The 24,999-nt window shown below is 39.1% G+C and carries 14 protein-coding genes; 3 read left to right on the top strand and 11 right to left on the bottom strand.

What is annotated here, in order from left to right:
* Positions 1 to 108: 108 nt before the first annotated feature.
* Together AACZ88_RS07580 and AACZ88_RS07575 are read left to right on the top strand one after the other, a co-directional pair.
* Positions 109 to 1,239 carry an HlyD family efflux transporter periplasmic adaptor subunit gene (locus AACZ88_RS07580; RefSeq protein ID WP_339708556.1) on the top strand — a complete coding sequence of 377 codons (1,131 nt, stop codon included), beginning with the start codon at positions 109 to 111 and terminating at the stop codon, positions 1,237 to 1,239.
* Positions 1,240 to 1,505: 266 nt separating this feature from the next.
* Positions 1,506 to 1,691, top strand: a complete 186-nt coding sequence (locus AACZ88_RS07575) for a hypothetical protein (RefSeq protein WP_339708554.1) — start codon at positions 1,506 to 1,508, stop codon at positions 1,689 to 1,691.
* A gap of 214 nt (positions 1,692 to 1,905) precedes the next feature.
* Here the strand turns inward: AACZ88_RS07575 and AACZ88_RS07570 are convergent, their stop codons facing one another.
* The 11 genes from AACZ88_RS07570 to AACZ88_RS07520 form a co-directional block, all read right to left on the bottom strand.
* Positions 1,906 to 2,679: a DUF1206 domain-containing protein gene (locus AACZ88_RS07570; protein WP_339708552.1), complete on the bottom strand. Its 774-nt coding sequence runs from the start codon at positions 2,677 to 2,679 to the stop codon at positions 1,906 to 1,908.
* Between the two features lie 687 nt (positions 2,680 to 3,366).
* Positions 3,367 to 4,305, bottom strand: a complete 939-nt coding sequence (locus tag AACZ88_RS07565; protein ID WP_339708550.1) for a metallophosphoesterase — start codon at positions 4,303 to 4,305, stop codon at positions 3,367 to 3,369.
* Between the two features lie 80 nt (positions 4,306 to 4,385).
* A complete protein-coding gene (locus AACZ88_RS07560; RefSeq protein ID WP_339708548.1) occupies positions 4,386 to 5,384 on the bottom strand; it encodes a metallophosphoesterase in 999 nt (332 codons plus the stop codon).
* Between the two features lie 252 nt (positions 5,385 to 5,636).
* Complete coding sequence (locus AACZ88_RS07555) at positions 5,637 to 7,334, bottom strand: alkaline phosphatase family protein (protein WP_339708546.1); 1,698 nt, start codon at positions 7,332 to 7,334, stop codon at positions 5,637 to 5,639.
* A gap of 259 nt (positions 7,335 to 7,593) precedes the next feature.
* Positions 7,594 to 7,770: a hypothetical protein gene (locus tag AACZ88_RS07550; protein ID WP_339708544.1), complete on the bottom strand. Its 177-nt coding sequence runs from the start codon at positions 7,768 to 7,770 to the stop codon at positions 7,594 to 7,596.
* A gap of 70 nt (positions 7,771 to 7,840) precedes the next feature.
* The gene (locus tag AACZ88_RS07545) at positions 7,841 to 9,532 is read right to left on the bottom strand and encodes a beta-N-acetylhexosaminidase (protein WP_339708542.1); all 1,692 of its coding nucleotides are present in this window, start codon (positions 9,530 to 9,532) and stop codon (positions 7,841 to 7,843) included.
* A gap of 71 nt (positions 9,533 to 9,603) precedes the next feature.
* Positions 9,604 to 10,512 (bottom strand): endonuclease/exonuclease/phosphatase family protein, encoded by a 909-nt coding sequence (locus tag AACZ88_RS07540; protein ID WP_339708540.1) that lies wholly within the window; start codon positions 10,510 to 10,512, stop codon positions 9,604 to 9,606.
* Between the two features lie 155 nt (positions 10,513 to 10,667).
* Positions 10,668 to 12,971, bottom strand: a complete 2,304-nt coding sequence (locus tag AACZ88_RS07535) for a family 20 glycosylhydrolase (RefSeq protein WP_339708539.1) — start codon at positions 12,969 to 12,971, stop codon at positions 10,668 to 10,670.
* Positions 12,972 to 13,107: 136 nt separating this feature from the next.
* Complete coding sequence (locus tag AACZ88_RS07530) at positions 13,108 to 15,204, bottom strand: alpha-L-fucosidase (RefSeq protein WP_339708538.1); 2,097 nt, start codon at positions 15,202 to 15,204, stop codon at positions 13,108 to 13,110.
* A 194-nt stretch (positions 15,205 to 15,398) separates the two neighbouring features.
* The gene (locus AACZ88_RS07525) at positions 15,399 to 17,141 is read right to left on the bottom strand and encodes a RagB/SusD family nutrient uptake outer membrane protein (protein ID WP_339708536.1); all 1,743 of its coding nucleotides are present in this window, start codon (positions 17,139 to 17,141) and stop codon (positions 15,399 to 15,401) included.
* Positions 17,142 to 17,169: 28 nt separating this feature from the next.
* Positions 17,170 to 20,388 carry a TonB-dependent receptor gene (locus tag AACZ88_RS07520; protein ID WP_339708534.1) on the bottom strand — a complete coding sequence of 1,073 codons (3,219 nt, stop codon included), beginning with the start codon at positions 20,386 to 20,388 and terminating at the stop codon, positions 17,170 to 17,172.
* Positions 20,389 to 20,779: 391 nt separating this feature from the next.
* On the opposite strand from AACZ88_RS07520, the gene AACZ88_RS07515 reads away from it, so the two are divergent.
* A complete protein-coding gene (locus AACZ88_RS07515; protein ID WP_339708532.1) occupies positions 20,780 to 24,817 on the top strand; it encodes a two-component regulator propeller domain-containing protein in 4,038 nt (1,345 codons plus the stop codon).
* Positions 24,818 to 24,999: the final 182 nt, after the last annotated feature.

The following is a 24,999-nucleotide window of genomic DNA, read 5'->3' as shown; positions in this document are numbered from 1 at the left end:
CTCTCAAAACCGCCTAGATCCTTATTTAGATGGGGAAATACCATATTGTGTGCTTTTATTTTGGTCGTTCTGTTTCTGTCGTGGTTAATAAAGTATCCAGACGTGGTTATGGCCCAAGCCATACTCACTACTGAAATTCCACCTCAGAAAGAATTTGCCCGGGTTTCTGGCAAAATCGATTCTGTATTTGTAGAAAACTACCAAGAAGTTAAGAAGAACGCCCCTCTGGCCCTCATCGAAAATACGGCCAACTATAAAGATGTTGTTTATCTAAAATCTATTTTGGACACCTTAAATGTTACTCAAACCACCTTTTATTTTCCATTGGATGATCTACCCATGCTATTTTTAGGGGATATTGAAAACGAATTTTCATTATTTGAGAACAATTATGTGCGGTATATTTTAAATAAAGAATCCCAGTCTTTTTTAAATAATGACCTGACCAATGCATACGTATTGTCCCAATTAAAATATCGATTGCAAACCCTTAAAAACCAAAAAGAACTAAACGAAGAAGAAATAGTATTTAAACAGAAAGATTTAGATAGAACAAAAACATTATTTAACAAGGGTGTACTCTCTGCTCAAGAATTTGAGAATAAGAGGCTAGAATATCTTCAATCTGAAAGAAACTATAAAAACATAAGTGTTTCTATCTCTCAAATCAAAGAGAATATTAGGAGTACAAGTAATTTAAAAAAACAAACATCTATTGATAACACTCGAGATGAAATTAACCTACTTAAGGGAGTAATACAGTCATTAGACCAATTAAAAACAGCTGTTAAGGAATGGGAACTACGATATTTATTCAAGTCTAATATAGACGGAAAAGTTTCATTTATGAAAATTTGGAATAAAAACCAAGCCATAAATATCGGCGATTTTGTTTTTACCATTATTCCTAAAAGCCACGCTTCATATATCTGTAAAGTCCAGGCACCCATCTTGAATTCGGGGAAAGTAAAAGTTGGACAAGATGTAAATATTAAGCTAAGCAGTTATCCTGATAATGAATTCGGGGTTCTTAAAGGAAAAGTAAAAAATATTTCACTTGTTCCTAATACTGAAGGGTTTTACCTCGTAGATGTAGAATTGCCTAAAAAGTTAATTACTACTCATGGTAAAGAGGTTGATTTTAAACAAGAAATGCAAGGAATTGCAGAAATCATTACAGAAGATTTAAGGCTTATTGAACGGGTATTTTATCAATTTAAAGATATTTTCAAGCAATGACTCTAGGCTCAAATATTAACTATAAAGCCATGCAGTGTATAAGCTATTCCATACTAAATTTTAGTTCGTTCTCAACTATATTACCTCTTCGGATCAAAATTATTTCCATTTTCTTGAACGATTAGCATTGAGTTATAATTCTGGTGGTAATAGTCCATATGGTTTTGGTTGCCCCGTCGGATATTCAATGGTTCATCACAACGGAAAAAAGGTCACCAAGATGTTGAGCGAAAAACAGATTAATATTTTCTGGAACAAAAGATTTGGTGCCCCATTTAGAAAAGTTTGGTGCGACCTGGGTTGAAAAGGAATATCCCATTAATCCCGATGGAATTATTGTAAAACGTAACCGGCCACAAATTGAAGGTAGTTTGGTTCGCACAGCAACAATCGAGCATAAAGATCCAAATATTGGTATGTTCTGGAAAGTTACCAAGGAAATCATACGGTAACCACTTTTGGCCGGAGCGAAACGGCTAGAATTGCTGATCCAAATGATGCTAGTCATTTTTTAAAATGGATGCCTGAGTTTAGATATGAATACAAAGGCATTTGTATTGCACAAATCGATTATATCGTTAGGAAAATGGACAAAACCTAATCCATTTGCCTTTTGGGCTTGGTATCATAATCAGTTCCAATAAGCCCTGTCTTTAACGGCATTTATCAGTCTTCGAAAGTTCTATATCTGAAAAGAAAGATAAAAAACAAACCGTACGAAATAAAACCCACCGAAGTGAAAACCATCAAAACTGTGCCGAAGTACGATTGGTCCAAGAATGAAAAAGCATCTTGGATACCCTTTATTTCGTGGCTTCCTGTATACAATCCAGCCCGTAAAAAGAAATAAGCAATGATGCCCACAATAAAAGCCCGGGAAATAAAACCGAATTTCCCCACAAGTCGCATAATGTGCGACCCTTTTCGGCCTTCAAGGTTAAATTGGTCCAACAAACCGCCTTTAATGACACCCACTATTAAGATGATGGCTTGAATCACCAAAATCACGCCAATACCAATAAAAAGAATCGATATCAGGGATGGCCCCAATAGATTGATATAACGAGATCCCGAACTTCCTTCCGGAGCATACGTAAACAAGTGGTAAAAGCAGAGGAATGCTAAAAAGGTATAGACCAGCCCAGTAATAAAAATCCCGAAACGCATCATTTTGCCGTTTTTATCATTACCCACGTTTTCGGGGTCTTTAAAACATCGTACAAACATCCAATACGAATAACACAGTAAACCTGTGCCCAAAACCAATAGCAGCACTTGACCAAAAGGTTGACTCTTTAGAAACTTCAGGGCTTGATTGGTGCCCGAGCTCTCACCTCCCATGTTCAGCGCTGCCAAAAGAGTAAGCAGTCCGATCACCAGATAAATAAAGCCCTTTGAAATGAAACCTATAATAGCTGTGGTTTTTACCGATTTTTTCAAGGGTTCTGATTTTTTTTAAAGATATAATTAACAAAGCGAACTTCATTCGTTTTTACTTTCGAAAATGAATGGCGTTCAAAACCGTTTAAATGATGTGCTTTGACCGATCCCGAATGGTCAGGAGTAATCGAGGACGATAGGCACAGTTTCTGAAAAATAGTGTAAAGACCATACACACATAGGACTAAAATACGGAAGTAAAATAGCTAATGCTTACAGGTCTAGATTTAACTTTTTATCTGAATGTGTCTATAAATGGAAGACCAAATTCCTATTTCACAAAATTGCTCAGGCACATTTTCTCATTTTATGTGTCATTAAAATGAAAAAAGATGAAATATTAGAGAAAGAACTCAGCAACCTATATGCAATAGCAAAGCAAGTGAACAACTTTGATGAAACATAAACTAATGGCCAAAGAAAATTATTAGTGCGTCCACAAAAAGTCACTTATTCGGGGAGCATGCAAAATAAAACTTAATTGCTTCCCTATTCACAGACTATTCAAGAAATAGGTGCTGAACCGATGCCTACAGAGGGTCATTATTTTGGTCACAGGGTATTCAAAATGAAGTAAAGACAGTAAACGTTTGGATGCTCAATGAAAAATATAATGGGAAATTTCGGTGTCCAAGTGGTTGAAACACAATTATGAACTGTCCGAAATTAAGCATATTGATTTTTATATTACCCCTTTAACGTAAGCTTATACCCCGAAATGGTCGGTACGATCGGGTCGTTCGGCAAGGTGTCTGGTAAATTCATTTCACGGGGTCCTGGGCCAACAAACTCACTTGTTTTAGGTTCTATAATAATTTTATTATGTTTTATTTGTACAAAAGTGTATAGTGGATCCCGATAAGGAATGGTATATTTTATCCATTCAAACTTCTCATCAATTTCTTTGCTATACCTGACCACTTTATGGTCCCCACCGACCCATCTATAAGACGCGCTATTGATTTGAACGTAGTATATATCATTAATTTGGGTAGCATAATCGGTATGCGTGTGCCCATTTATACAGCACAACACTTTTTTAAATCCGGCTTTTTCGTTGGCCTTTTCAAGAATCCTCCTTATCTCTTCCATATTGGCAATTCCATCATACTCCAGTTCCAATGACTGGTGACTGAAAATAATGGTGGGTAAGTTATTCCGGTCCAGATCCTGTATAAGCCACTGTTTTTGCGTATTACCAATATACCTATTGTAGCCTGACCATGGGCTCGGGTTAGGATCATTCCCATCCAATACAATAAAATGTATCCCTTTTTTATCAAAGGAATAATAATTTTCGGGCATGTTCCAATATGCCCTAGTTTGTTCACGGGAAAATCCTCCATCCATATCATGGTTACCCAAAACATGGAATTTGTCACCCTTATAGCTATCAAAAATATTTAAGAAATCTTTATTGTAATTATATGGTCTACAAAAATCACCCAGCTGTAAAATGAAATCAAGATTCTTTTGACTCGCCCTATCAATAAATTCCTGTAGGCGTCTATCTGCATCGTGCATTACATCTTTATGAACATCGGCTATCAGTCCAAATGCAATGGTCTCTTTTTTAGGTGTAATAGAAAAAACATCCAAGGGCAACACTATTGTCGTTCCAACCAATACGGAGGATTTTATAAAACTCCTACGGTTAATACATTTGCTGCTATAATTCATGAGCCTGTTATTATAAGTTTTAGCATTTAAAATTTAATTCTATAATCGGAAATACGAGATGAGTTCCCTGAACCGTTAAGCTCCTCCGACATACCCATTTCATAGGGCGAAGGCGACATCCATTTGCTTTTTACCCCCTCGATTTTCATAAGACCTTTAGATTTTAAGGACACAAAAGCGTACAAAGGGTCTTCATAACCGGCAATATGGTGTAGGTTGCCATATTGTTCATATAACTCCTTGGAAAAGCGATCTCTGCTTTCATATTTTCCAGAAACCCATTGATAAGACATACTGTTTATGCCAAAATAGTCAATGTCATTTTTTTTAAAATGGTAGTCCGTATGGTTATGGCCATTTAACGAGCAAATCACCTTTTCCTTATGCTGCTCCATAATCCTTTGCAATGTCAATCTGTTTTTAACGCCATGCCACAAACTTTGATGTGAAAATATAATGGTGGGCAATTTAGTTCTCTCTAAATCACCCTTAAACCATTCAATCTGTTCGTTATTGATGAAGGTTCGAATCTTACTATCCACATAAAAATTAGCTTTATCATAATCGATGAACTTTTCATCTTGGTAAAGGAAATTGGCATCCAACACTATGAAATGATAACCACCTAAATCATAGGAATAATACGGTTTTGGCATTCCCCAGAAATCCAACACTTCTTTTTTGGAATGTTTGTCCATATCATGATTTCCTAAAATATGATATTTAGATCCTTTATAGGTTTCCCAGATACTTAAAAAGCCTTTATTCTTTTTTTCCGAAAAGCAGAAATCGCCCATTTGAATAATAAAATCGACCTTTCTTTCCTGTGCTTCCGTTATAAAGGTTTCCAAACGTCGATCCGCATCGGGCATTAAATCTTTATGAACATCGGTAACTATACCAAAGGTCAACTCTTTGGATTTTTTTTCCAGGGCCATAGTGGGAGTAAACGACAGCAGCGTTTGTGGAATCATTCCCAAAGCTGCTCCAATTCCCATTTGATGAATAAACTTTCTTCGCTTCATATTTCATATAAATTAACTAATGTTTCATTTTTTAAGATCTAAGAAACTCTGAATCCGTGGTCTTTACTTGTATATGTATAAGTGCATCTTTGATATTTATATTTTTAGCAATACAGTTTCAGCTATAAATTTGAACCCTGATTGTTTCGTAAACTCTCTTCTTAATACATTACTTCCTCTACCTGTATCCCCCTCATTTTAATGTGGAAATTATTCTTTCAAATTTTAATAGTTTGGGATAAAATATGACAGCTAGTTTTTTAGCTTAAAACTTAAATTATCACTATACCCATGCTTTCCTTTGGTTTCAACTATAAATTTAACTTTGACGGAACCTGTGGGTACTTTTTTGGTTACTTTTTTAAAGATAAGTAAGGTTTCGTTATTCCGTTCAGAAGCATTAGGGCCATCAATAACAGTTCTATTAATTTCTTTGCCATATTTATCCATAAAAATAGCTGTGAAGCTCGCTGTATCCTCAAGATCCTCAAAACCACCTAGGTATGCACTTAATTCAAAACTTAAAGAATTTTCACTTTTGTTTAAAACACCGCTTAAGTCAATTGATTGAGTCATGATGCTTTCCCCATCAATGCCACCTGCAAAAAAGTTTTGACCTCTATTCCAATTCGATTGATTCGAATGTTTCGGATACATAATTTTTTCTCCTGCTCCATAAAAAACCGTTGTCATACTATTTTTAGAGGGTGATAAAGTCCAATCGTCCCATCCAGAAATGGATTGATCCCAATAAAGCCCTTCGGTATCCCAATCTCTTTCAGCATCTTTAGGGCCTCCGATATAAATGGTTTCGTCATGACCATTAAAACCTACATCATATTCGGCATCGCCGTTAAAGATGAGATTCTTATTAAATGCTAGTTTCTTCGCTATTGCATTTTTATTCGTAGGGTAATATAAATTATGTCCGGCTAAGCCTGACCAAGCATCCGAATTTCCAGGGATTCCCAAATAGGTAAAAATGGTAGGAATTATATCTATGTTTTTAGGATTAATTACAATATCATTGATTTGTGGATATGGTTCATAAATTTCAAGGTTTACACCACTAATTATAAACGGCACATAACGTTCCGCTACTCTATTTTGGGAATGCCCCCCTTCGGTTGCCCCATGGTCTGAAGTGAATATGATCAACCAAGATTCCCGACCAGATTTCACCTGCTCTCTTTCCATAATTGCTTGCAGAACTTTACCGGTATTTTTATCTGCCTTAATAATGGATTCTCTGTACTTTTTTGAAAAATCGGCAAGTTCAGAAGCTATTGAGTTTGGACCAAATCCATTGTTATGACCCGCTATATCTGTGTCTCCCTGATAAAAATAGGTCATATCAGGATTATACTCCCTAAGGTATTTTCCGGCCGCTAGGGTCATTATACTATCACCATGTGTTTCGTAATTTACAAATGCCCTGTAATCTGGTTTATCAAGTATCTTATCTAAGCCGGACCAAGTGTTAAAGACGGCTGTTCTAATGGAATGGTCATGTGATTCCAATCTCGTGAAAAGATCCGGGGTATTAACAAAATCGGGGTGGTCGGCCGATGGCGCAACATTTTGCATCCCCTCTTTTCCCCAATACCCTGCTTCGTGTTTGTCGCGATGTACGCCTCTCAGAACATCTGACCAACCTCCCCAACTTCCTGTGAGGTCTGAAGTGGTTGCCATGGTATATTTTCCATGTTTTACAAGTTTAGCCATATTTGGGAGCTTTCCATTTTTAAGTAAAACATCAAATGCATCACCACGTATGCCATCAAACCCAATAAGTAAAACTTTTTTATGAACCGATGGTTCTGCTATCGTATTTTTAGTGGTACTTGATTTTTGAATTTGACAAGAACTCACTACACAAAATATTAAAACTATGTAAACTAATAGCTGAATAAATGCCAGAAAAGAAATTCTAAATAGTGATGATTTCATTCGTCTATACTTTTTTATTTTTTCACGGTACATACAAGGTTTCAAATTCTTTGTTTCATAGGGTGCAGAATGATACTTTCACTTTTTTGTTTACACAACTATAAAGGGATAGGTACCGTAAAAGTATATAACACCGTGAATCTATTCAGTATTTGCAACCGGCTAGATTATTTAGTGACTTTAATTGCATAGGCATAGTTATCCAATAATTTCATTCTACTAGGTTGATATGGAGGTAGAATAAATTAATCTTCATGTTTTAAATGGGCCCCGCATCGGGCATTAAATCTTTATGAACATCGGTAACTATACCAAAGGTTAACTCCTTGGATTTTTTTTCCAAGGCCATAGTGGGAGTAAACGACAGCAGCGTTTGTGGAATCGTTCCTAAAACTGCTCCAATTCCCATTTGATAAATCAACTTTCTTCGCTTCATATACCTCTATTTCAATATGGGGTGTTCTCATAAGACACCCCATATAAGTTACGGGTAGATATACCTGCTACTAGTTCTCCATAAAATGCTTTGCATAATCAATATCTAGAACGTCATATCTTTTGGCAAGATGTTCCAATCTCTCTTTAAAATCTTCCCAAGACCTCGATTCCTGTGGAGACCATACCACTTCTGACAAGGCTGTCATCCGTGGAAAGGTCATATATTCTACCTGATCTTCCGTTTTCATATATTCGGTCCATACATTGCCTTGCGCCCCAAGAACGAAGCTTTCCTCCTCTTTATCCAGTTCATCTGGAATAGGGTTATAGGAATACACTTTTTCCAAGGGTAGAAACCCTCCGATGGCCAAGGGTTCATTGTCCGTATCCTCTGATTGGTAATAATCGAAATAGTTATAGGTGGTAGGGGTCATGATAACATCATGGTGTTGTTGGGCCGCTTCAATTCCTCCTTTTTCGCCACGCCAAGACATCACCGTGGCGTTAGGGGCCAATCCGCCTTCCAAAATCTCATCCCATCCTATAATTTGTTTGCCCTTTCCATTTATATATTTCTCCATGCGCTGTACGAAATAACTCTGTAGTTCATGTTCGTCACTCAACTTCTCCTTCTTGATTCTGGCCTGACAGTTCGGGCAACGTTCCCAATTGGCCTTTGGACTTTCATCCCCTCCTATATGAACATACTTCGATGGAAAAAGGGGTATCACCTCATCTAGTACATCTTGTAGAAAAGCAAAGGTGCTTTCCTTTCCTCCACAGAAGACGTCATCCATAACACCCCATGTTTCCTGCACAATTTTATGGGTGCCAGATTTCTGTAACTCCCTGCCCTTGTCAGACATCATGTCATTGAACACGGTTGTCGGTTCTTCCGGGAAACAGCTCAAATAGGGGTAAGCTGCAATAGCTGCCGCTCCGTGTCCGGGCATCTCTATCTCTGGAATAATGGTGACATGTTGCTTGGAGGCATAGGCTACGATATCCTTGACTTCTTCTTGGGTATAAAAACCACCGTATACCTCTTGATCGTTAGCGGTGCCCGGATGGTGACCAATAATGGTCCCGTTCCGAAAGGCTCCTACCTCGGTCAACCTCGGATACTTTTTTATTTCTATGCGCCAAGCCTGATCCTCTGTTAAATGCCAATGAAGTGTATTCATTTTATGGAGGGCGATAAGATCTATATACTTCTTGACAAAGGATACGGGAAAGAAATGACGGCTTACATCCAGCATCATGCCCCTATAGGCAAACCTTGGCTCATCTTTAATGACCACTGCCGGAATGGATAATTCGGTCTCCAAAGTAGTTCCCGATTCTATGGTGGGGGGCATAAGCTGTCGCAATGTCTGAATAGCGTAGAAGACGCCTTTTGCCGATTTTCCCGAAATTATAATTTTGTTGTACGCTACAACCAACTCATATCCTTCTTCATTTTCAATATTTTCGTCTAGTTTAAGTAATATACCTCCCTCTCCTGTTTTACCAGGTTCAAAGGGTAGCTCAGCCCCTACAGCACTACCCAACATTTCTGAAAGGTATTCTGCCTCGGCCTTCAAAGCGGTAGGGTTTGATATATATGTTTTTGTATTGACCAAAAATGAACCCTTAGCGCTCACAAGAGATACAGGCTTGGGAACGATTCGATATATTTGTTCGGGGTTCTCCGTGTTTTTGTTTTGTTCGTTACAGGACATGATCAATAATCCCATCAGGAAAAAAGTAAATATTCTCATTGTTATCAATTATTATTTAAGTTTTAAAAATTTGTTTGTAGTTCCTCTTGATTTATAATAGTAGGAAATACTCAATCGAAGGATGTAAATTCAAATTCGGCCATGACAGGATAGTGGTCGGACAAGTAAAAGGTTTCCTTTTTGTTGAGCACTAAGGCCTTAACGCACTTTGTCGCTAAAAAAGGGGAACTCAAAATATAATCTATTCGTGTGGAGTTCATAGGGCGCCCCTCCCCTTTTTCAGATTCAAAAACTTGGGTGGGACAGCTAACCCTATCGTCCCATGAAGACGTAAACCTTTGAACAACATCAATTAGAGGATAGCCTAGAAAAGATCCAAGCACACCATATTCCAATTCACCATCCAATAAGTTCCTAACATGCTCGTGTTCTATTTCCGAAGCCCTTTTGTTCTCCAAGAGCATAGGGTTGTTCTTATATAAGTGGGCGTCAAAAGGAGACAGGGCATTAAAATCCCCTAAAACCAAATATTTGTTTTGCCTTGTAGAAAGTTCGGATAGTTTATCTTGTATAATTTTTGCTTCCTCCCTTCTCTTTTGATGACTAAAAGGTGAAAAATGAATTATAAAAAGGTCTATGTCGTAAACCTTGCAATGCAAGGCCCCATGGTGCATGTCATCCAGGATCTTTTCTTTTACGGCTATAGGTTCCTTGGAAGTAATCCCTACGGAATATCCAGAAGTTTTTAGAATTTCGGCATAATTATGCCCCCACCTCTTTGCGTCCGCCAGCAATTTTTCTTGGGTATAGCCACAAAGTTCCTGCAGGGCCAATACATTCGGATTTTGAGTATTTACCCAATCAATAAATTCACTTTTGCGGTCGGTATCCTTGCCCCAATCAAATCCGTTCCAGATGTTATAAGACATCACTTTTAAATTCTCTTGGGACCTTAACCCATTAGAAAAAACTCCAATGGCTAGAATTGAAAGTACAAAGGGCTTTATTTTATTGATCATTTGGCATATGTGTTATAATTAATTTTTTATGCTGCGTATTACTTTATCGGTTTACTTACCTCACCTTCGAAACGTACCCCAACCACGGCCATGGACAATGAAAATTACCACCTCATTCCTTTCGGCAAATGGCTGGTTAACCTTTGGATATTTTTTTATTTTACTACCAATTCATCAACCAGTATGGTTGCGTTAGCCCCGTACAAATGATGCCCCTTTGGAATGGGATTGATTTGTTTTCCAATAATCTTAAGATGGCTTACCCTTACCGGATCGAACGCTACTTCAAAAGGTATTTTGTTTCTTCCCTGTACACTACTAATTTCGAACTTGTTCACCTCTCCCAATTTGAAAAAATCTTTTCCGTTCACAGATCCCAGGACTTCCACGTTTGTCGGAGGGTAGATTCCGGCAATCGTAAAGCGCAAGGCATCAAATTTAACCTCATTTATAGGGATTAGCGAATCAAATTTCATCGTTACCTCCATACCATTTTTAAAGGACACCCAATTCTGGTCACCCCTATTTAATTTACCATAGTTAAGATCCGTCAACTTTTGCAAATCAGGGGCTTCATCTAAAGCTCCGGCAGCCTTATGGACATAAAAATCCATGGACGACGTATAACCTACAGCTTCACCCCCCTTAAAAGCCCTAGCCCTAATGGTCGTGGACTCTTTTATTTTGAAGGCCTCGCTATATCGATTTGATTCCATCGTGGGTTCCGAGCCGTCTAACGTATAGAAAATTTCCAAATCGTTCACTTCGGTTTTTAAAGCTATTTCGATATTGTCTCCCTGGCCCTTATGATCTATCCAAGGGCTATATGCGCTTACGGCATATCGAATACCTTTGTTGTCCAATCGTAAAAATTGGGTTTGAAGTCGATTTGTAAAGTTGTCCCAGTCTTTTATCTCAGGAGAGGTCCAGCCACTCTCTGCTATGGCGTACAACCTTGGAAAGGTCATATAGGTAAGCTTGCCCCAGTCGCTTATAGACTCCGTCCACATATTGGCCTGAATCCCTTTTATTCGGCCAGCTTCCTCTTCTGAAATACCTTTGGGAATAACATCATAGCTATAGGCTGTGGATAATAATAATTGGGAATAGCCTAAATTTGGCTCTAAGTCATCGTGTCCCTGCTTTAAATCGATATAACAATAGTTGCTGGGGGTCATGATTACTTCATGTCCCATCTTGGCGGCTTCTATTCCGCCTTCTTCGCCACGCCAACTCATGACCGTGGCATTAGGGGCCAGCCCACCTTCCAATATTTCATCCCAACCAATCATGATTCTGCCGCGGGCGTTAATGATTTTTTCAATACGCTTTATAAAATAGCTTTGTAGTTCATAAACATCCTTTAACCCTTCTTCTTTTATTCTACGCTGTGCATCAGGATCTTCCAACCATTGACTTTTGTTGCACTCATCCCCTCCAATATGCATATAATTAAAAGGGAAAAGGTCCATCACCTCATTCAACATTTTTTCGGCAAATACAAAAGTTTCCTCTTTACCCGGGTTCAAGGTATTATTTTTCACCACACCCCCAGTAGCCACATATTTTTCGGAATTGACGCAGCCAATTTCGGGATAGGAAGCTACCATGGCCTGGGCATGCCCTGGCATATCAATTTCGGGAATCACCTCTATAAAACGTTCTTTGGCATATGCAACAATTTCCTTGATATCATCTTGCGTATAATAGCCTCCGTAAGTAGGCTTTTCCCCTGGTTTCTGAACAGGCCTACCAAACCAATTGGAAATACGCTCGTCCGTGGTATTGTAATCCATGCGCCAAGCCCCTAACGCTGTAAGCTTGGGATAGCTTTTAACTTCTATTCGCCAACCTTGGTCATCGGCCAAATGCCAATGAAAGCGATTAAGTTTAGATTCTGCCATAAAATCCAGCACCTCCTTTACTTTTTGCTTATCAAAAAAATGACGTGATACATCCAGCATATAACCTCTCCATTCAAAAGCAGGCTTGTCCTGAATATGCACCGAAGGTATCCCCCAGACTATATCGGTTTGCAACTCACCACTGTAAAAAGACACCGGCAACAATTGCTTTAAACTCTGTAGCGCGTAAAAGAATCCTGCTTCCGAACCGGCAGTTATTTTTATCTTTTCAGGGGTGACCTCCAAATTATAGGCCTCTGCAACCATACTTGCTTCCGTTATAAAAACTATATCGCCATCGCCTCCAATCTTTACTTCTGGTATCCATCCGGACACCGTAGTAAACTCATCAAAAAATAAATTGGCCAAAGCCATTTGAGCATCAGTTTCAACCGTAACGATCGTTCCTTCATCGATTTCAAAATGCCCTGTTCCCACTAACTGTTTTTCCGGTTGTGGAATAATGGCCACCTTTCCTACTTCTACCTTTTTTTGAACGCAAGAAACATGGGTTAGTGCTACTAAGAAAAGTATTATACCGTATTTATTCATCATTGATTCGTTTATTATACGTATTCCTGTTTTATTGACCAGAGCCTTTATAGCTTAGGATATATGTTTTAATGCAATTCTTTTCAAGCTTGTCTCATGGCGATTAGTTTTTCTATCCGCTGGAATTATATTTAATTTTCTATTTGGTGATGACCCCTAATTCTGCAACGGACAATTTTTTATCATCATCAATTATTTTAATCCCTTTCAATTTTATGTATCGCGCTCCGGCGGCTTTAAATCTCACGGTCTGCTCCATGGGATTGTTTTTGATATTGGCAAACTCTCCCTCAGCCGCAACAACCCATGTTTTATTATCCTTACTAATGGAAAACTCATAGTGCGCAACAATTCCAACCGGCCATCTGCCCCGCACGGGCATATAGGTAAAACCTTGTAATCGCTGTACTTCTCCTAAATCAACAACAATTTCCACAGGTGTATCGCTTGCCGCGCTAGCCCAAGTACTGTTCGGGTTGTCATCAATAATCATATGGGCGTCTCCCTGCTTTCCGCTACTTACCTTGAGCACCTTCCAATCTTTTTTACTAATGTCAAAGTACATTTCCATTGACGAAGTTTTCTCCCCGCTTTCCGGATTATAGGCCAAGGCCTTAATGGTTGTGGGCCTATTTATCAGGAAACCAGATTGGTATTTAGGAGATTTTTCTGAAGGCTCCGAACCATCCAAGGTGTAATGGATAGCTATATTTTTATCGCTCACGTTCATGCTTACCATACCACTTTTCGCTCTTTTGATCACAGGTTGTGTCAGCAAATTAGGAGCACGGTACAATTCGATATTTGAAATAACCGGTACCGCCTTTGATGCGGTAATATTTACTCTGACGGCGGTAGCTTCAACCGTATCGAATCGTAAGATTCTTTTTGCTCCTATGGTTGTTTGAGTATCTATTAGTTTCCAACTTCCGTCTACCCTGGCCTCAACATTAAACCCATAAATACGTTGTCCCAAGGCGATATATTCCTGTAGTAAAATTCTATTAACTTCGGTTGGTGTATTGAAATTCAAGGTAAGGGAAGCGGTCGTAATACCCTCATCTGTTGTCCAATACGTATGATTATTCCCATCATTTACATTCTGGGCTCCAAATTTGGAATGATCTCCCCTTATATTTGTTGCACTAACTTTAGCACCTTTGGCTAAATTATTTGCAAAATCTTTCTCAATTTGCTGTTTTAATAGCCCTAATTGCGCCGCATCTTTCTCATGTATCAAACCTCTGTCATCTACGGGAAGGTTAAGCAACAACGAGGCATTCCTTCCCACCGATTCATAGTAGATCTTCACCAAATGTTCCAGGGATTTCACTTGCGAATCCTCGGAAGGGTGGTAGTACCAGCCCGGTCTTATAGAAACATCACATTCGGCCGGTACCCAATGTGTACCATTTTCATGCCCAGAACGAAGTTCTTTATACTTGGTATAACCAGGATATACTTTATTTCTTTCCAACAAACTCCAATTGGTTTCATTGGCCCATCCTTCCTCATTCCCTACCCAACGTACTCCAGGACCACCATCTCCAAATATCACAGCATTTGGCTGTAATTCCCTTATGATAGATATGGCCTTATCCCATTGATAATAGGTTTTGTTATCAATTTTACGAGTTTCGTTTGCGCCGCCGTAATAACCAGAACCGCCATTGGCCCCATCAAACCAGACTTCAAAGATTTCTCCGTAATTGGTAAGCAATTCACGTAATTGATTGTGAAAATAGGTCACATATTCCGGCTTGCCATAATCGGCATGGTTCCTGTCCCATGGAGATAGATACACCCCCATTTTTAAGCCATACGCTGCGCAGGCTTCAGATAAATCTTTTAATACATCACCCTTACCGTTCTTCCAAGGGGAGTTTTTTACGGAATGTTCTGTGTATTCTGATGGCCATAAACAGAATCCATCATGGTGCTTGGCAGTTATAATAACCCCTTTCATGCCGGCTTCCTTTATGGTTTTCGCCCATTGCCAGGCATCCATTTGCGTAGGGTTGAACTGTGATGGTTTCTCACTTCCCATGCCCCATTCCATATTGTTGAAGGTATTCATGTTAAAATGAATAAACCCATAATACTCCATATTGTGCCATGCCATTTGGCGCTCCGTTGGTAAAGGTCCGTATGGTTCAGGAGCATCATTATTCTGCCCTTTGACCACACAGAAATTCAGTACTGTTATTAGAACAATATTTAAATAAAATTTACTCATATATAAAAATTTACACCGCTTACCAGTTTTAAATCCTGGGGCTAAAATCGTACTTCTTATTTCTTCACCTATAGGCTTTCCCCAAGAATAAGGGAGAGACTGTTACAGTCTCTCCCAAACAACTCAACTAACTATAACAAACTCAAAAATTAAACTTCATTTTATACCGCCATTAGGCATGTATTTCTAAACGATTATTCCCAACCTGGGTTTTGTTTCAATTCTCCATTTGGGTATAGACCAATTTGACTTGGAGGAATAGGGTATAAGTAATTCTTGTCCTCATCAAATTGTCTTGTTCTTGATGTTCCTTGATAGGGTTCAACAAAGCCGTCGGCATTTGTTCTTGCAAATGGTTCGTTCACGGCATTTGGATAGACATCGGGGTTAAATTTTATGCCCAAAGGGGTCTGGGCGAGCAATTGCCCGGCTTTCCATCGAACAATATCATCTCTTCGCATTCCCTCCGCGGCCAGCTCAACCCTTCTCTCTCTCCTAATTTCATCAATTAAAATAGATACGGCCGGAATTTCCGGAATACTTCCGTCAAAATCGGAACTCGGATCGCGCACCAAGCCCATTAGAGGCATATGGGGCATTCCTACCCTATCTCTTAGAAGATTAATTGATATGTCCAGATCACTTTGGGTCAGTGTGCCAAGTTCTGCTTTTGCTTCCGCATAAATCAAATAAATTTCACCTAATCGGAAAACGTACACCCCATCATCTGCTGCGCCTGGAACCTGAAACTCCCTATCGGTATTGCTAAACTTTTTAATGCCATAGCCAGAAGGCCAAGTTGAATTAAATGGAGGCACTCTGTCATTGTCCTCATTGAAATACTCATCGGGTCCGGCCAATCTTAAATCACCTTTGTTCCAAATTGACTGAGACATTCTGGGGTCTCTATTCGCCATTTCAACCTCAATAAAATCATAATCAGTCGCTTCATCGAACAACGGGCTCAAAGAAACTGGAAGTCCATCCGTACATAAAAAATCATCAGCAAGGGATTTGGAAAATCCCGTCATGGCCTGTCCAACAATAAAACGTTGCGACCAATGCGTTACACCCAAATCTGTAGAAAAATGCCTAGCCAAAATGGTTTCTGAACTAGTTCCAGGCAACGGCAGGCTGAAGTAATTGTAAAAACTATTTGTCGGGCCTCCTTCGGTGTGCAAGGCGTAACCGCCTTCATCCATGATAACCTTTGCAGATTCCGCGGCCTGGGTTAGCAGTTCTCCAAAAGACTCACCGGTTTCATGATACTTTCTATGGGTTCCCTCATATAGGGCCACTCTTGCCCTAAGGGCATGGGCAACATAAAAATCGATATACTCCTTATTACCAATTTCTTGGGGTAAATTGTCAATAGCAAAATCAATATCCGCCATAATATTAGCTATAACCGTAGCTCTAGAATCCCTGGCCTTATAGACCTCAGGGGATGCCTCAGAAATTGCCGTATCAAACCATGGAACGTCACCATATTTTCTTACTTTGTCAAAATAAAGGTAAGCTCTAAAAAATCGTCCCTCGGCTCTCCACCTATTTTTTGCTTCTTCCGATAAAACAGAGGTTTCAATATTATCCAAAAAGAAATTTACAGATCTAATATTTCCAAAATCCCATCCACCTCCACCATAGCTCGGGGGGTTGTCATTTATAGTATTCGCCCCAAAGGCAAATATATTTCCATCATTCTGAGCTATTTGATTATCGCTATCATTATCTGCAGTCCAGATAAAATCGGCAAATCCTCGCCCTTCTCTGGGAAAATAATCATAAAACTGGTTGGCATACACTCTGAAATCACTATCGGTATTAAAGAAATTTGATGCCGTAATCGAACTCTCTGGCTCCAATTCCAACGGATCACTACAAGCTGTTAGCATGAGGATCAACAAGAATCCACATTTATATATAAAGTTTTTCATTTTTATATTTTTAATTAGTTTAACCATTTTAAAAAGTGAAATTAATTCCCAAAGAATATGAACGGGCAAAAGCATAACTTTTACCCGAGCCCCAGCCATTAAAGCCATTTCTACTAACTTCGGGATCAAAGCCTTCAATGATGTCGTCAAACTCAAAAAGATTCTGACCCGTAAAATAGATATTGGCAGATTCAATAAAACTTTGCTCCATCAGCACCTTTGGCAAGGCATAGTTAATGGTCAGCTGCTTCATTCTTAAATAGGAGAAGTCCTGCAAATACCTATCAGAGGTTGCGTAATTAAAACCACCTTGATTCCCCAGCACACGTGGCCAATAGCCATTTGTATTATTTTCGGTCCAATAGTCTAAATGATTTACTTGCGGTGTTCCGTTCTCATCTGGCCAGAAAAGTCCTCCACTAAGATCCAAGTCCCTTTTTCCAACACCTTGCATAAACACATCTATGGAAAAGCTCTTCCAGCGAGATCCCAAGCTTATCCCATAGGTATATCGCGGGGTACTGTTACCTATAATTTTTAAATCTCCAGGATTGTCAACGGTTACCACACCGTTATCTATCATATTGTTACCGTCTTGATCTACATACCATACGTCTCCTCCTTCAATTTGAAGACCTGTCCTATTGGAATAGTCCAGCCCAGAGGAAAGATACTCCTGTCTAGAATCAAATAGGCCATTGGTTTCATAGCCCCATATTTCACCTATTTTCTGTCCTTCATAAAAAGCCGCGGACAAACTTTTTGTAGGATTATCATATTTGGTAATTTCACCTTGGGAATCTGCCAAATTAAACCCTATGTTATAATCCAATTCACCTATCCTATCCCTCCACGAAATTTCAAACTCCCAACCTTTGGTAATCGACTCCACAGCATTGGCCTGGGGTGCACCGGTTCCCAAGGTTGCCGGAAGAGCTGTAGCCGGGCCAAGTTGATCCACCACCTCACGTTCATAATAATCGAGAGAAAATTGCATTCGAGACCTAAGTAAAGAAGCATCTAAACCTATATTAGTAGTAGTGGCTGTTTCCCACGTTAACGAACTGCTCACAAGTGCGGGGCGCCCAAGTGACAAGGGTCGGTTACCATTTAGTATTGTTCCTGGCCTAAAGGAGTTCAATGTTGGCAAATAAGGGAAGAAATCAAGATTGTCAGGATCCAAGGATTGATTCCCCAAGGAACCGTATGAACCCCTGAATTTCAAATCATTGATTACAGGTCTTAATCCTTCAAAAAAGGACTCATTGGAAATCCTCCATCCGGCAGAAACCGACGGAAAAAATGCCCAACGATCGTCTTTTGGAAAACGTGAAGTAGCATCGTACCTACCACTTAATTCTAGTAAGTACTTGTCTTTGTATATATAGTTCAAGCGATAAAAGTAACCTTGTAACCCCCATGAAATATTAAATTCTGAAGCTGTTGCCGTACCTGTCGTAAGGTTTAAAGAAGGCAGTTCATCTGTAAGTAAGTTTGTGTTGCTCGAATTTGTAAAACCGAACGATTTACTTTCCTCATTAAATCCTATAGCGGCTTTGAAATAATGATCTTCGGCGAATGTCTTTTCATAATCCGCATAAATATTAATCGCGTAATAATCATTTATCTCGTCGTTTAAATATAATGCCGTTGGTGTGGTATGTACCGTACTTGCAGCATTTAATTCCGTTGGTCCTACATACCGTTCAACCATTTTTTTGTGCTGTTTCCTATGCTGATTATAAGCGTTAAAAGAATATGAACCGTTTATTTGAAGTCCCTCTAGAGGTTTAATTACGCCACCAACAGTTACCCAAGAGTCATTTGTCTGGGTTTTATCCCTACCTCCATCTTTTAATAGGGCGAGTGGCGATTCTGTATTGCTCCCATCAGGATTCGCAGTAGGAACGAAGATATTCTTACGGGTTAGATCGTGCCACAGGGTACCTACTCCTGAATAGGTATAAGGAGCATCCTTATTGGTACGCGTAAAAACAGTGTTTAAATTAAGTTCCAGCCAGTTGGTAACATTAAAGTCAAATTTACCCCTGATGTTAGATCTTGTATAACTGTCATTTCCATATTTTAGAATTCCCTCTTGATCTAATCTTCCTGCTGAAACAAAGTAAGACAAGTTATCACTTCCTCCCCTTATGGAAACATTGGTTTGTGAAATTGGGTTGGAGTTTGCAAAAATAGTTTCAAACCAATCCGTATTTCCTACATAAATATATTTTGTAGGGTCATTGGGATTTACAATCGCTGCAGGATTGTTCTCTGGATCGTTATAATATGCCGTCAAACGTTCTTTCGTCTCTGCATTGAAAGGATCACCTGTACCTAGATTTCTACTCTTTTCCTCTCTAAATTGAACCAATTGTAATGAATTAACCAAGTCTGGAATCTCAGTCGGTTTATTCATAGCGTAATTATGACTTACTTCTACCATCGGTTTGGCATTTTTCTTTCCTTTTTTGGTGGTAATCAAAACCACACCAAAAGCCGCTCTAGAGCCATAAATAGCCGCTGCCGAGGCATCTTTAAGCACCGAAACACTGGCAACTTCATTGGGATTAAGGATATTTGGGTCCATCACCACTCCATCCACAAGTACCAAAGGCCCACCTCCGTTGGTTGAAGTAAACCCCCTTATATTAAATGTGGCTCCCGATCCTGCCGCACCATCGGAAAAATTGATGTTCAGGTTGGGCAACAAACCTTGTAACCCTTGGCCTAAGTTGGTTATTGGCCTATCTTCCAAAGTCTCTGCAGAGGTTACAGATACTGCTCCGGTCAAATTGATTTTCTTTTGGGTACCATATCCTACGACTACTACCTCTTCCAAACCGGCAGCATCTTCTTCCAAAACAACATCGAGCGTGAGTTGTCCGTTCAAGGGCACCTCTTTTGTGGCGAATCCTAAATAAGAGAATACCAATACGGCGTTCTGGCCCGAAACGGATATATTGTAATTGCCATCAAAGTCGGCAGTTACCCCATTGGTAGTTCCTTTTTCCACTATGTTGGCCCCAGATAAAGGGGTTCCATCTATATCAGTAACCGTACCGCTTACCGACCGTTGTTCCAAGGTGTTGTTAATTGTTACACTCGACTTCAGTGACGTAATTGAATAGTTTCCAGTGTAACCTAGTGCATCTTGAAAACTAATCACCACTAATAGAAGAGATAGTTTCTTACATGCCCCTTTTAATTTGGAAGTGGTCCTCTTCCACAATTTTTGATTCATTCTCATAAAAATTTGATGGTTAATTATTTAGTTTAAAACACTATCCTTTTTTCCATGGTTCTTTAATCGTCCGCGACCAAAAAAATAGCCCATCAAATGTATTGGTCCATAAATACAACATTGGTCTAACAACAAGTTTCTTTGGGGATCCAATTGTACTGCACACCCCCCAAAAACTAACTTTTCATAGGGCACATTTGTACTTTCGCCAGACCTTAAAAAGACATATATATTTAGTCATCAGACTTTTAACACAAAAAAGACATAGAAAACCGAAAATTTCAATACTTGCCCAACTTTTGGCATTTCAATGGTACCTGCCTTAATCGTATATTTGAATCCATCCCAATTGAAATATGTAGCACCAATACTACAAGAAAGATTGAAGTGAATGGCACCGACACAAAAGCGCTTTTTTATATTGATTGCCCTATGTTGCAACTTCATCTTTGGTCAAAAAGAAAGCAACGGCCTTCCCCTCTTTTCACTAAATGTAAAGGATGGCCTACCCCAAAATTATATCACGTGCAGTACCCAAGACTTTGAAGGCTTTATATGGATAGGCACCAGAAATGGTCTCTTTAAATATGACGGGTACCATTTTGAACAAATCAATCTAAAAGACCAGGGAGTGGTAGACAACCACATCAACAGTTTATTTAGGGATAGTGACCAAAATCTGTGGATAGGTACCGAACAGGGCCCGGTACTATACAACTACAAGACTGGAGCCTTTGAAGCCCATTTTTTGGCTCATAGCCCACTGAATACCTCTATCACATCCTTTTTTCAAATAAGTAAAGACGTTATATGGATAGGTTCTGCCCAAGGACAACTCATATCCTACAACATTTTTAAAAATCAAATTAAAGTATACCCCCACCCCAGTTTTAGGCATATCTCAAATATTATAAGGATAAACGCCGACACTTTATTGGTCGGCTATAAATACGGTGGACTGCAATCATTTTCAATACAAAATGAAAAATTCGCTGTCCCGAAAGAATTTGAACAGATAACAATAACCGGGGTCAATGCCATAATTGACATTGATCTAGAAACTTTTCTGGTCGCCACCAACCAAGGTGTGTTTTTTTATAAGAACGGGCCCAAGCGCATAGATGTACAGCAATTGAAAATCCCCAAGAATACCAATGCCCTAAATTCTGTTATTAGTTTATTGGCGGTGAACCAGAACAACATATGGTTTGGTACAGACGGCCATGGTATACTTGAATACGACCTGTCCTCCAAAAATCTTAAAAATCTCCATTTCGAGGCGTTATCCCCTTCGTTCTCTGTCACCTCCATGTCTAAAGCCAATGACAATTCTATCTGGATCGGAACCACCAATCAAGGCCTTAAAATTGTCGACCCCAACAAAAGTCAGTTTAACCATTGGGGCTTTGAAAAAGGCAACAAGACCGGCTTAAGCAGCAACTCAGTTTTAGGTTTGACAGAAGGCAACAATGGTAGCATTATTCTAGCCATGGATGGAGGAGGAATCAACATATTTGATCCACACTCTAGAAAGTTTGAACATTTTTTCAAGAATTCCGAAGAAAAAAGAGTCATTAACGCCGTAATTCAGGATAAAAACGATCGTATTTGGGCAGGAACCTATAATCATGGATACCATGTTTCCCGACCTTCCACCTCCAACTTTCTAGAGTCACTGACCACCCCGGTACCAAAAGAAATTGAGACTATCTCGGTTAAATCTTTTCTTCGGGACAAGAAGGATAATATATGGATCGGTACCGTTGCCGGGGGAATATACCTTTATGATCACAAAAAAGGAACGATAGAAAAATTTAAGAAAAATGACCCGGTTATTCAATACGCCCAACCTTATTTTATCTATCAAACCGCAGATTCGAAAATTTGGTTCGGATGTTACTCCGGCCTTTACATATACGACCCCGAGAATGACGCTTTGAGAGAATGCTTTATCGAAAAAGAAGAACACTTCAGGCAAATAACCTCTATGGCCGAATCTGATGGGGACAACATATGGTTGGGGACCAAAAACGGACTCTATCATATAAATAGGAGCTCCCAAAAAACCAGACTATATACTATGGAACAAGGCTTGCCCAGCAATGTGGTCAATTCCCTTTTGGTTGATTCCTCAAAATTCTTATGGTTGGGGACGGACAAAGGCTTGTCTCAATTAAATTTGGCAACTCTGGAGTTTCGAAATTTCGGTAGGGAAGATGGTATAGAAGGATTGGAATTTAATACAAATGCGTCGCTTAAAAGTAGTGATGGAACATTTTATTTTGGAAACGCCAATGGGGTGTATTTCTTTAATCCAAAACAAATAAAAACCAATCCCAATCCGCCCAAAATAGTTCTAACCAATTTTAACGTTACTTCCGACAACAGTTATACCTCCCAAAATAGTATTACGGAACAAAAGTCGATCAATCAAATAAAAGAAATCTATTTAAACTACGATCAAAATTTCTTTAATCTCCACTTTACAGCCTTAAACTTTACGAATACAGACAAAAATCAATACAAATACAAACTTTTAGGTTTTGACAAGGATTGGGTTTTTACTCAGAATGGAAGAATGGCCACTTATACGAATATTCCTCCCGGGGAATACACTTTTAAGGTAAAGGCCAGTAATAATGATGGGATATGGACCCCTAATGCCAAGGCTATAAACATAACCATATTGCCCCCTTGGTGGCATACCTGGTGGGCCAGGGTTCTCTTTGCCATATTGGCTATTGGATCTATCATTTTGGCAAATACCTATATCTTGAAACAGATAAAACTAAAGAATGCACTGAAAATTGAACGCTTGGAAAAGAACAACCAGATTCAACTAAATGAATTCAAGACCAAGCTATTTACCAACCTTACCCATGAATTAAGAACCCCCTTAACCATGATCTTAAGTCCATTGGACAAATTGATCGCTACCGAAGTCAAAGGGCCGGAATATAAAAAACAATTATTATCCATTCAACGAAATGCCCAAAATCTATTAAAACTAATTAATGAATGGCTAGATTACCGCAAGACAACTTCAACGCAGCCCATTATCAAGGCTGTAAAACTAGACATTGCCACATTTGCCGAGACTATTACCGAATCCTTCTATGAAATGGCGAGTGACAAAGCTATAATCATTAAATACACTGCCCATTCTCCTTCCATTACTTGCCATTTTGACCCCAGTGCCGTTCAAAAAGTGATATCGAACCTTATTTCAAATGCCATTAAATATTCAGGGAAAGGCAGCAACATTACTGTACAGGTCGGTGTTTCTACCTCTAAAGTAGATGGATCGCCATATGCCTTTTTTAAAATTCAGGATGAAGGAAAAGGTATTTCATTGAGTCAGCAGGAACTAATATTCGAACGCTTCCAAACACTTGGCGAAAATACAGCTGTCGGTACCGGTATTGGCCTTGCGCTTTCTAAAGAGTTGGTCGAGGCCCATCATGGTAAACTGGAATTAACTTCCGCCCCGGAAAAGGGCAGTACCTTTACGGTAAAACTGCCCTTGGGTACGGCCCATTTTACGGAAGAGCAATTAGCCAATACTACCAACCACGACATACCAATAACCGCATCGCAAAAACAAGGTTTTCAAGACGGGGTTTCCCCCAACTTGAACCCTATTAAAAGTTTTAAGACAGCATCTGATTACACCGTTTTAATTGTAGAAGACGAGGATGAAATACGTGAATTTATAGCCTGCGAAATGTCTGATCACTTTAAGGTGTTGACCGCTGCTAATGGACAAGATGGGATTCAAAAAGCACTTGACGAAATACCGGATTTAGTGCTCTCCGATGTTCTAATGCCAAAGGCCACAGGACTGGAACTCTGCAAGAGCCTTAAGAACAACCTAAAAACCAGTCATATTCCCATTATTCTATTAACGGCATTATCCGATGAGGAAAGTCACGTACAAGGCTTGAAAATGGGGGCCGAAGACTATATTACCAAACCATTCAGCATGAATGCCCTGTTCTTTAAAATTAGATCGATCATAGAAAATAGAAAACTAAGCACTCAAAGATATCAGATTGAGACTTTAATGAAACCCAGAGAGTTGGCACAATCTACTCCAGACCAAGATTTTATAGAACAGACTGTAAACATAATTCACAACAATATTTCGGAACCCAATTTCACCATAGACAAATTGGTAGCGGAATTGGGCATGAGCAGAACTCCTTTCTTTAAAAAGATAAAAAGCCTGACCAATTTGACTCCGAACGAATTTTTAAAGATTGTACGTCTGCGACATGCTGCGCAGCTTCTCTTGAAAACCGATCTGAATATATCGGAAATAAGTTTTGAGGTAGGATTTCTATCAGTCAAGTATTTTCGTTCAACCTTTAAAAAACAGTTTGGGGAAACCCCGTCCAGTTATAGGGAAAGAGGAATAAAGGTATCTTGATCACTAGTTCTTATCTTCTTTAATTTTAAGAACCGCTTGCTGATGAACTTTTATGGAGCATATTAGAAAGCTTATAGCACCAAAAGTGTTATTATAAAATTGTCACCACAACCCTATTTTAACTCAAAATGAAACCATTAATAGTCATCTTTCTTAAAAGTCACCTATTCGATGTGCATTAA

It is taken from the genome of uncultured Kriegella sp., assembly GCF_963975415.1.
Lineage (GTDB): Bacteria > Bacteroidota > Bacteroidia > Flavobacteriales > Flavobacteriaceae > Kriegella.
Note: the sequence above shows the minus strand (reverse complement) of the source record. Positions and strands in the feature narration are given on the sequence as shown.

Bases quoted from the DNA above. Each gene is read 5' to 3' on its own strand.
- AACZ88_RS07535 (WP_339708539.1), bottom strand. From the start codon at position 12,971: ATGATGAATAAATACGGTATAATACTTTTCTTAGTAGCACTAACCCAT.
- AACZ88_RS07580 (WP_339708556.1), top strand. From the start codon at position 109: ATGGCCCAAGCCATACTCACTACTGAAATTCCACCTCAGAAAGAATTT.
- AACZ88_RS07515 (WP_339708532.1), top strand. From the start codon at position 20,780: ATGGCACCGACACAAAAGCGCTTTTTTATATTGATTGCCCTATGTTGC.
- AACZ88_RS07530 (WP_339708538.1), bottom strand. From the start codon at position 15,204: ATGAGTAAATTTTATTTAAATATTGTTCTAATAACAGTACTGAATTTC.
- AACZ88_RS07550 (WP_339708544.1), bottom strand. From the start codon at position 7,770: ATGAAGCGAAGAAAGTTGATTTATCAAATGGGAATTGGAGCAGTTTTA.
- AACZ88_RS07555 (WP_339708546.1), bottom strand. From the start codon at position 7,334: ATGAAATCATCACTATTTAGAATTTCTTTTCTGGCATTTATTCAGCTA.
- AACZ88_RS07540 (WP_339708540.1), bottom strand. From the start codon at position 10,512: ATGATCAATAAAATAAAGCCCTTTGTACTTTCAATTCTAGCCATTGGA.
- AACZ88_RS07525 (WP_339708536.1), bottom strand. From the start codon at position 17,141: ATGAAAAACTTTATATATAAATGTGGATTCTTGTTGATCCTCATGCTA.
- AACZ88_RS07520 (WP_339708534.1), bottom strand. From the start codon at position 20,388: ATGAATCAAAAATTGTGGAAGAGGACCACTTCCAAATTAAAAGGGGCA.
- AACZ88_RS07545 (WP_339708542.1), bottom strand. From the start codon at position 9,532: ATGAGAATATTTACTTTTTTCCTGATGGGATTATTGATCATGTCCTGT.
- AACZ88_RS07560 (WP_339708548.1), bottom strand. From the start codon at position 5,384: ATGAAGCGAAGAAAGTTTATTCATCAAATGGGAATTGGAGCAGCTTTG.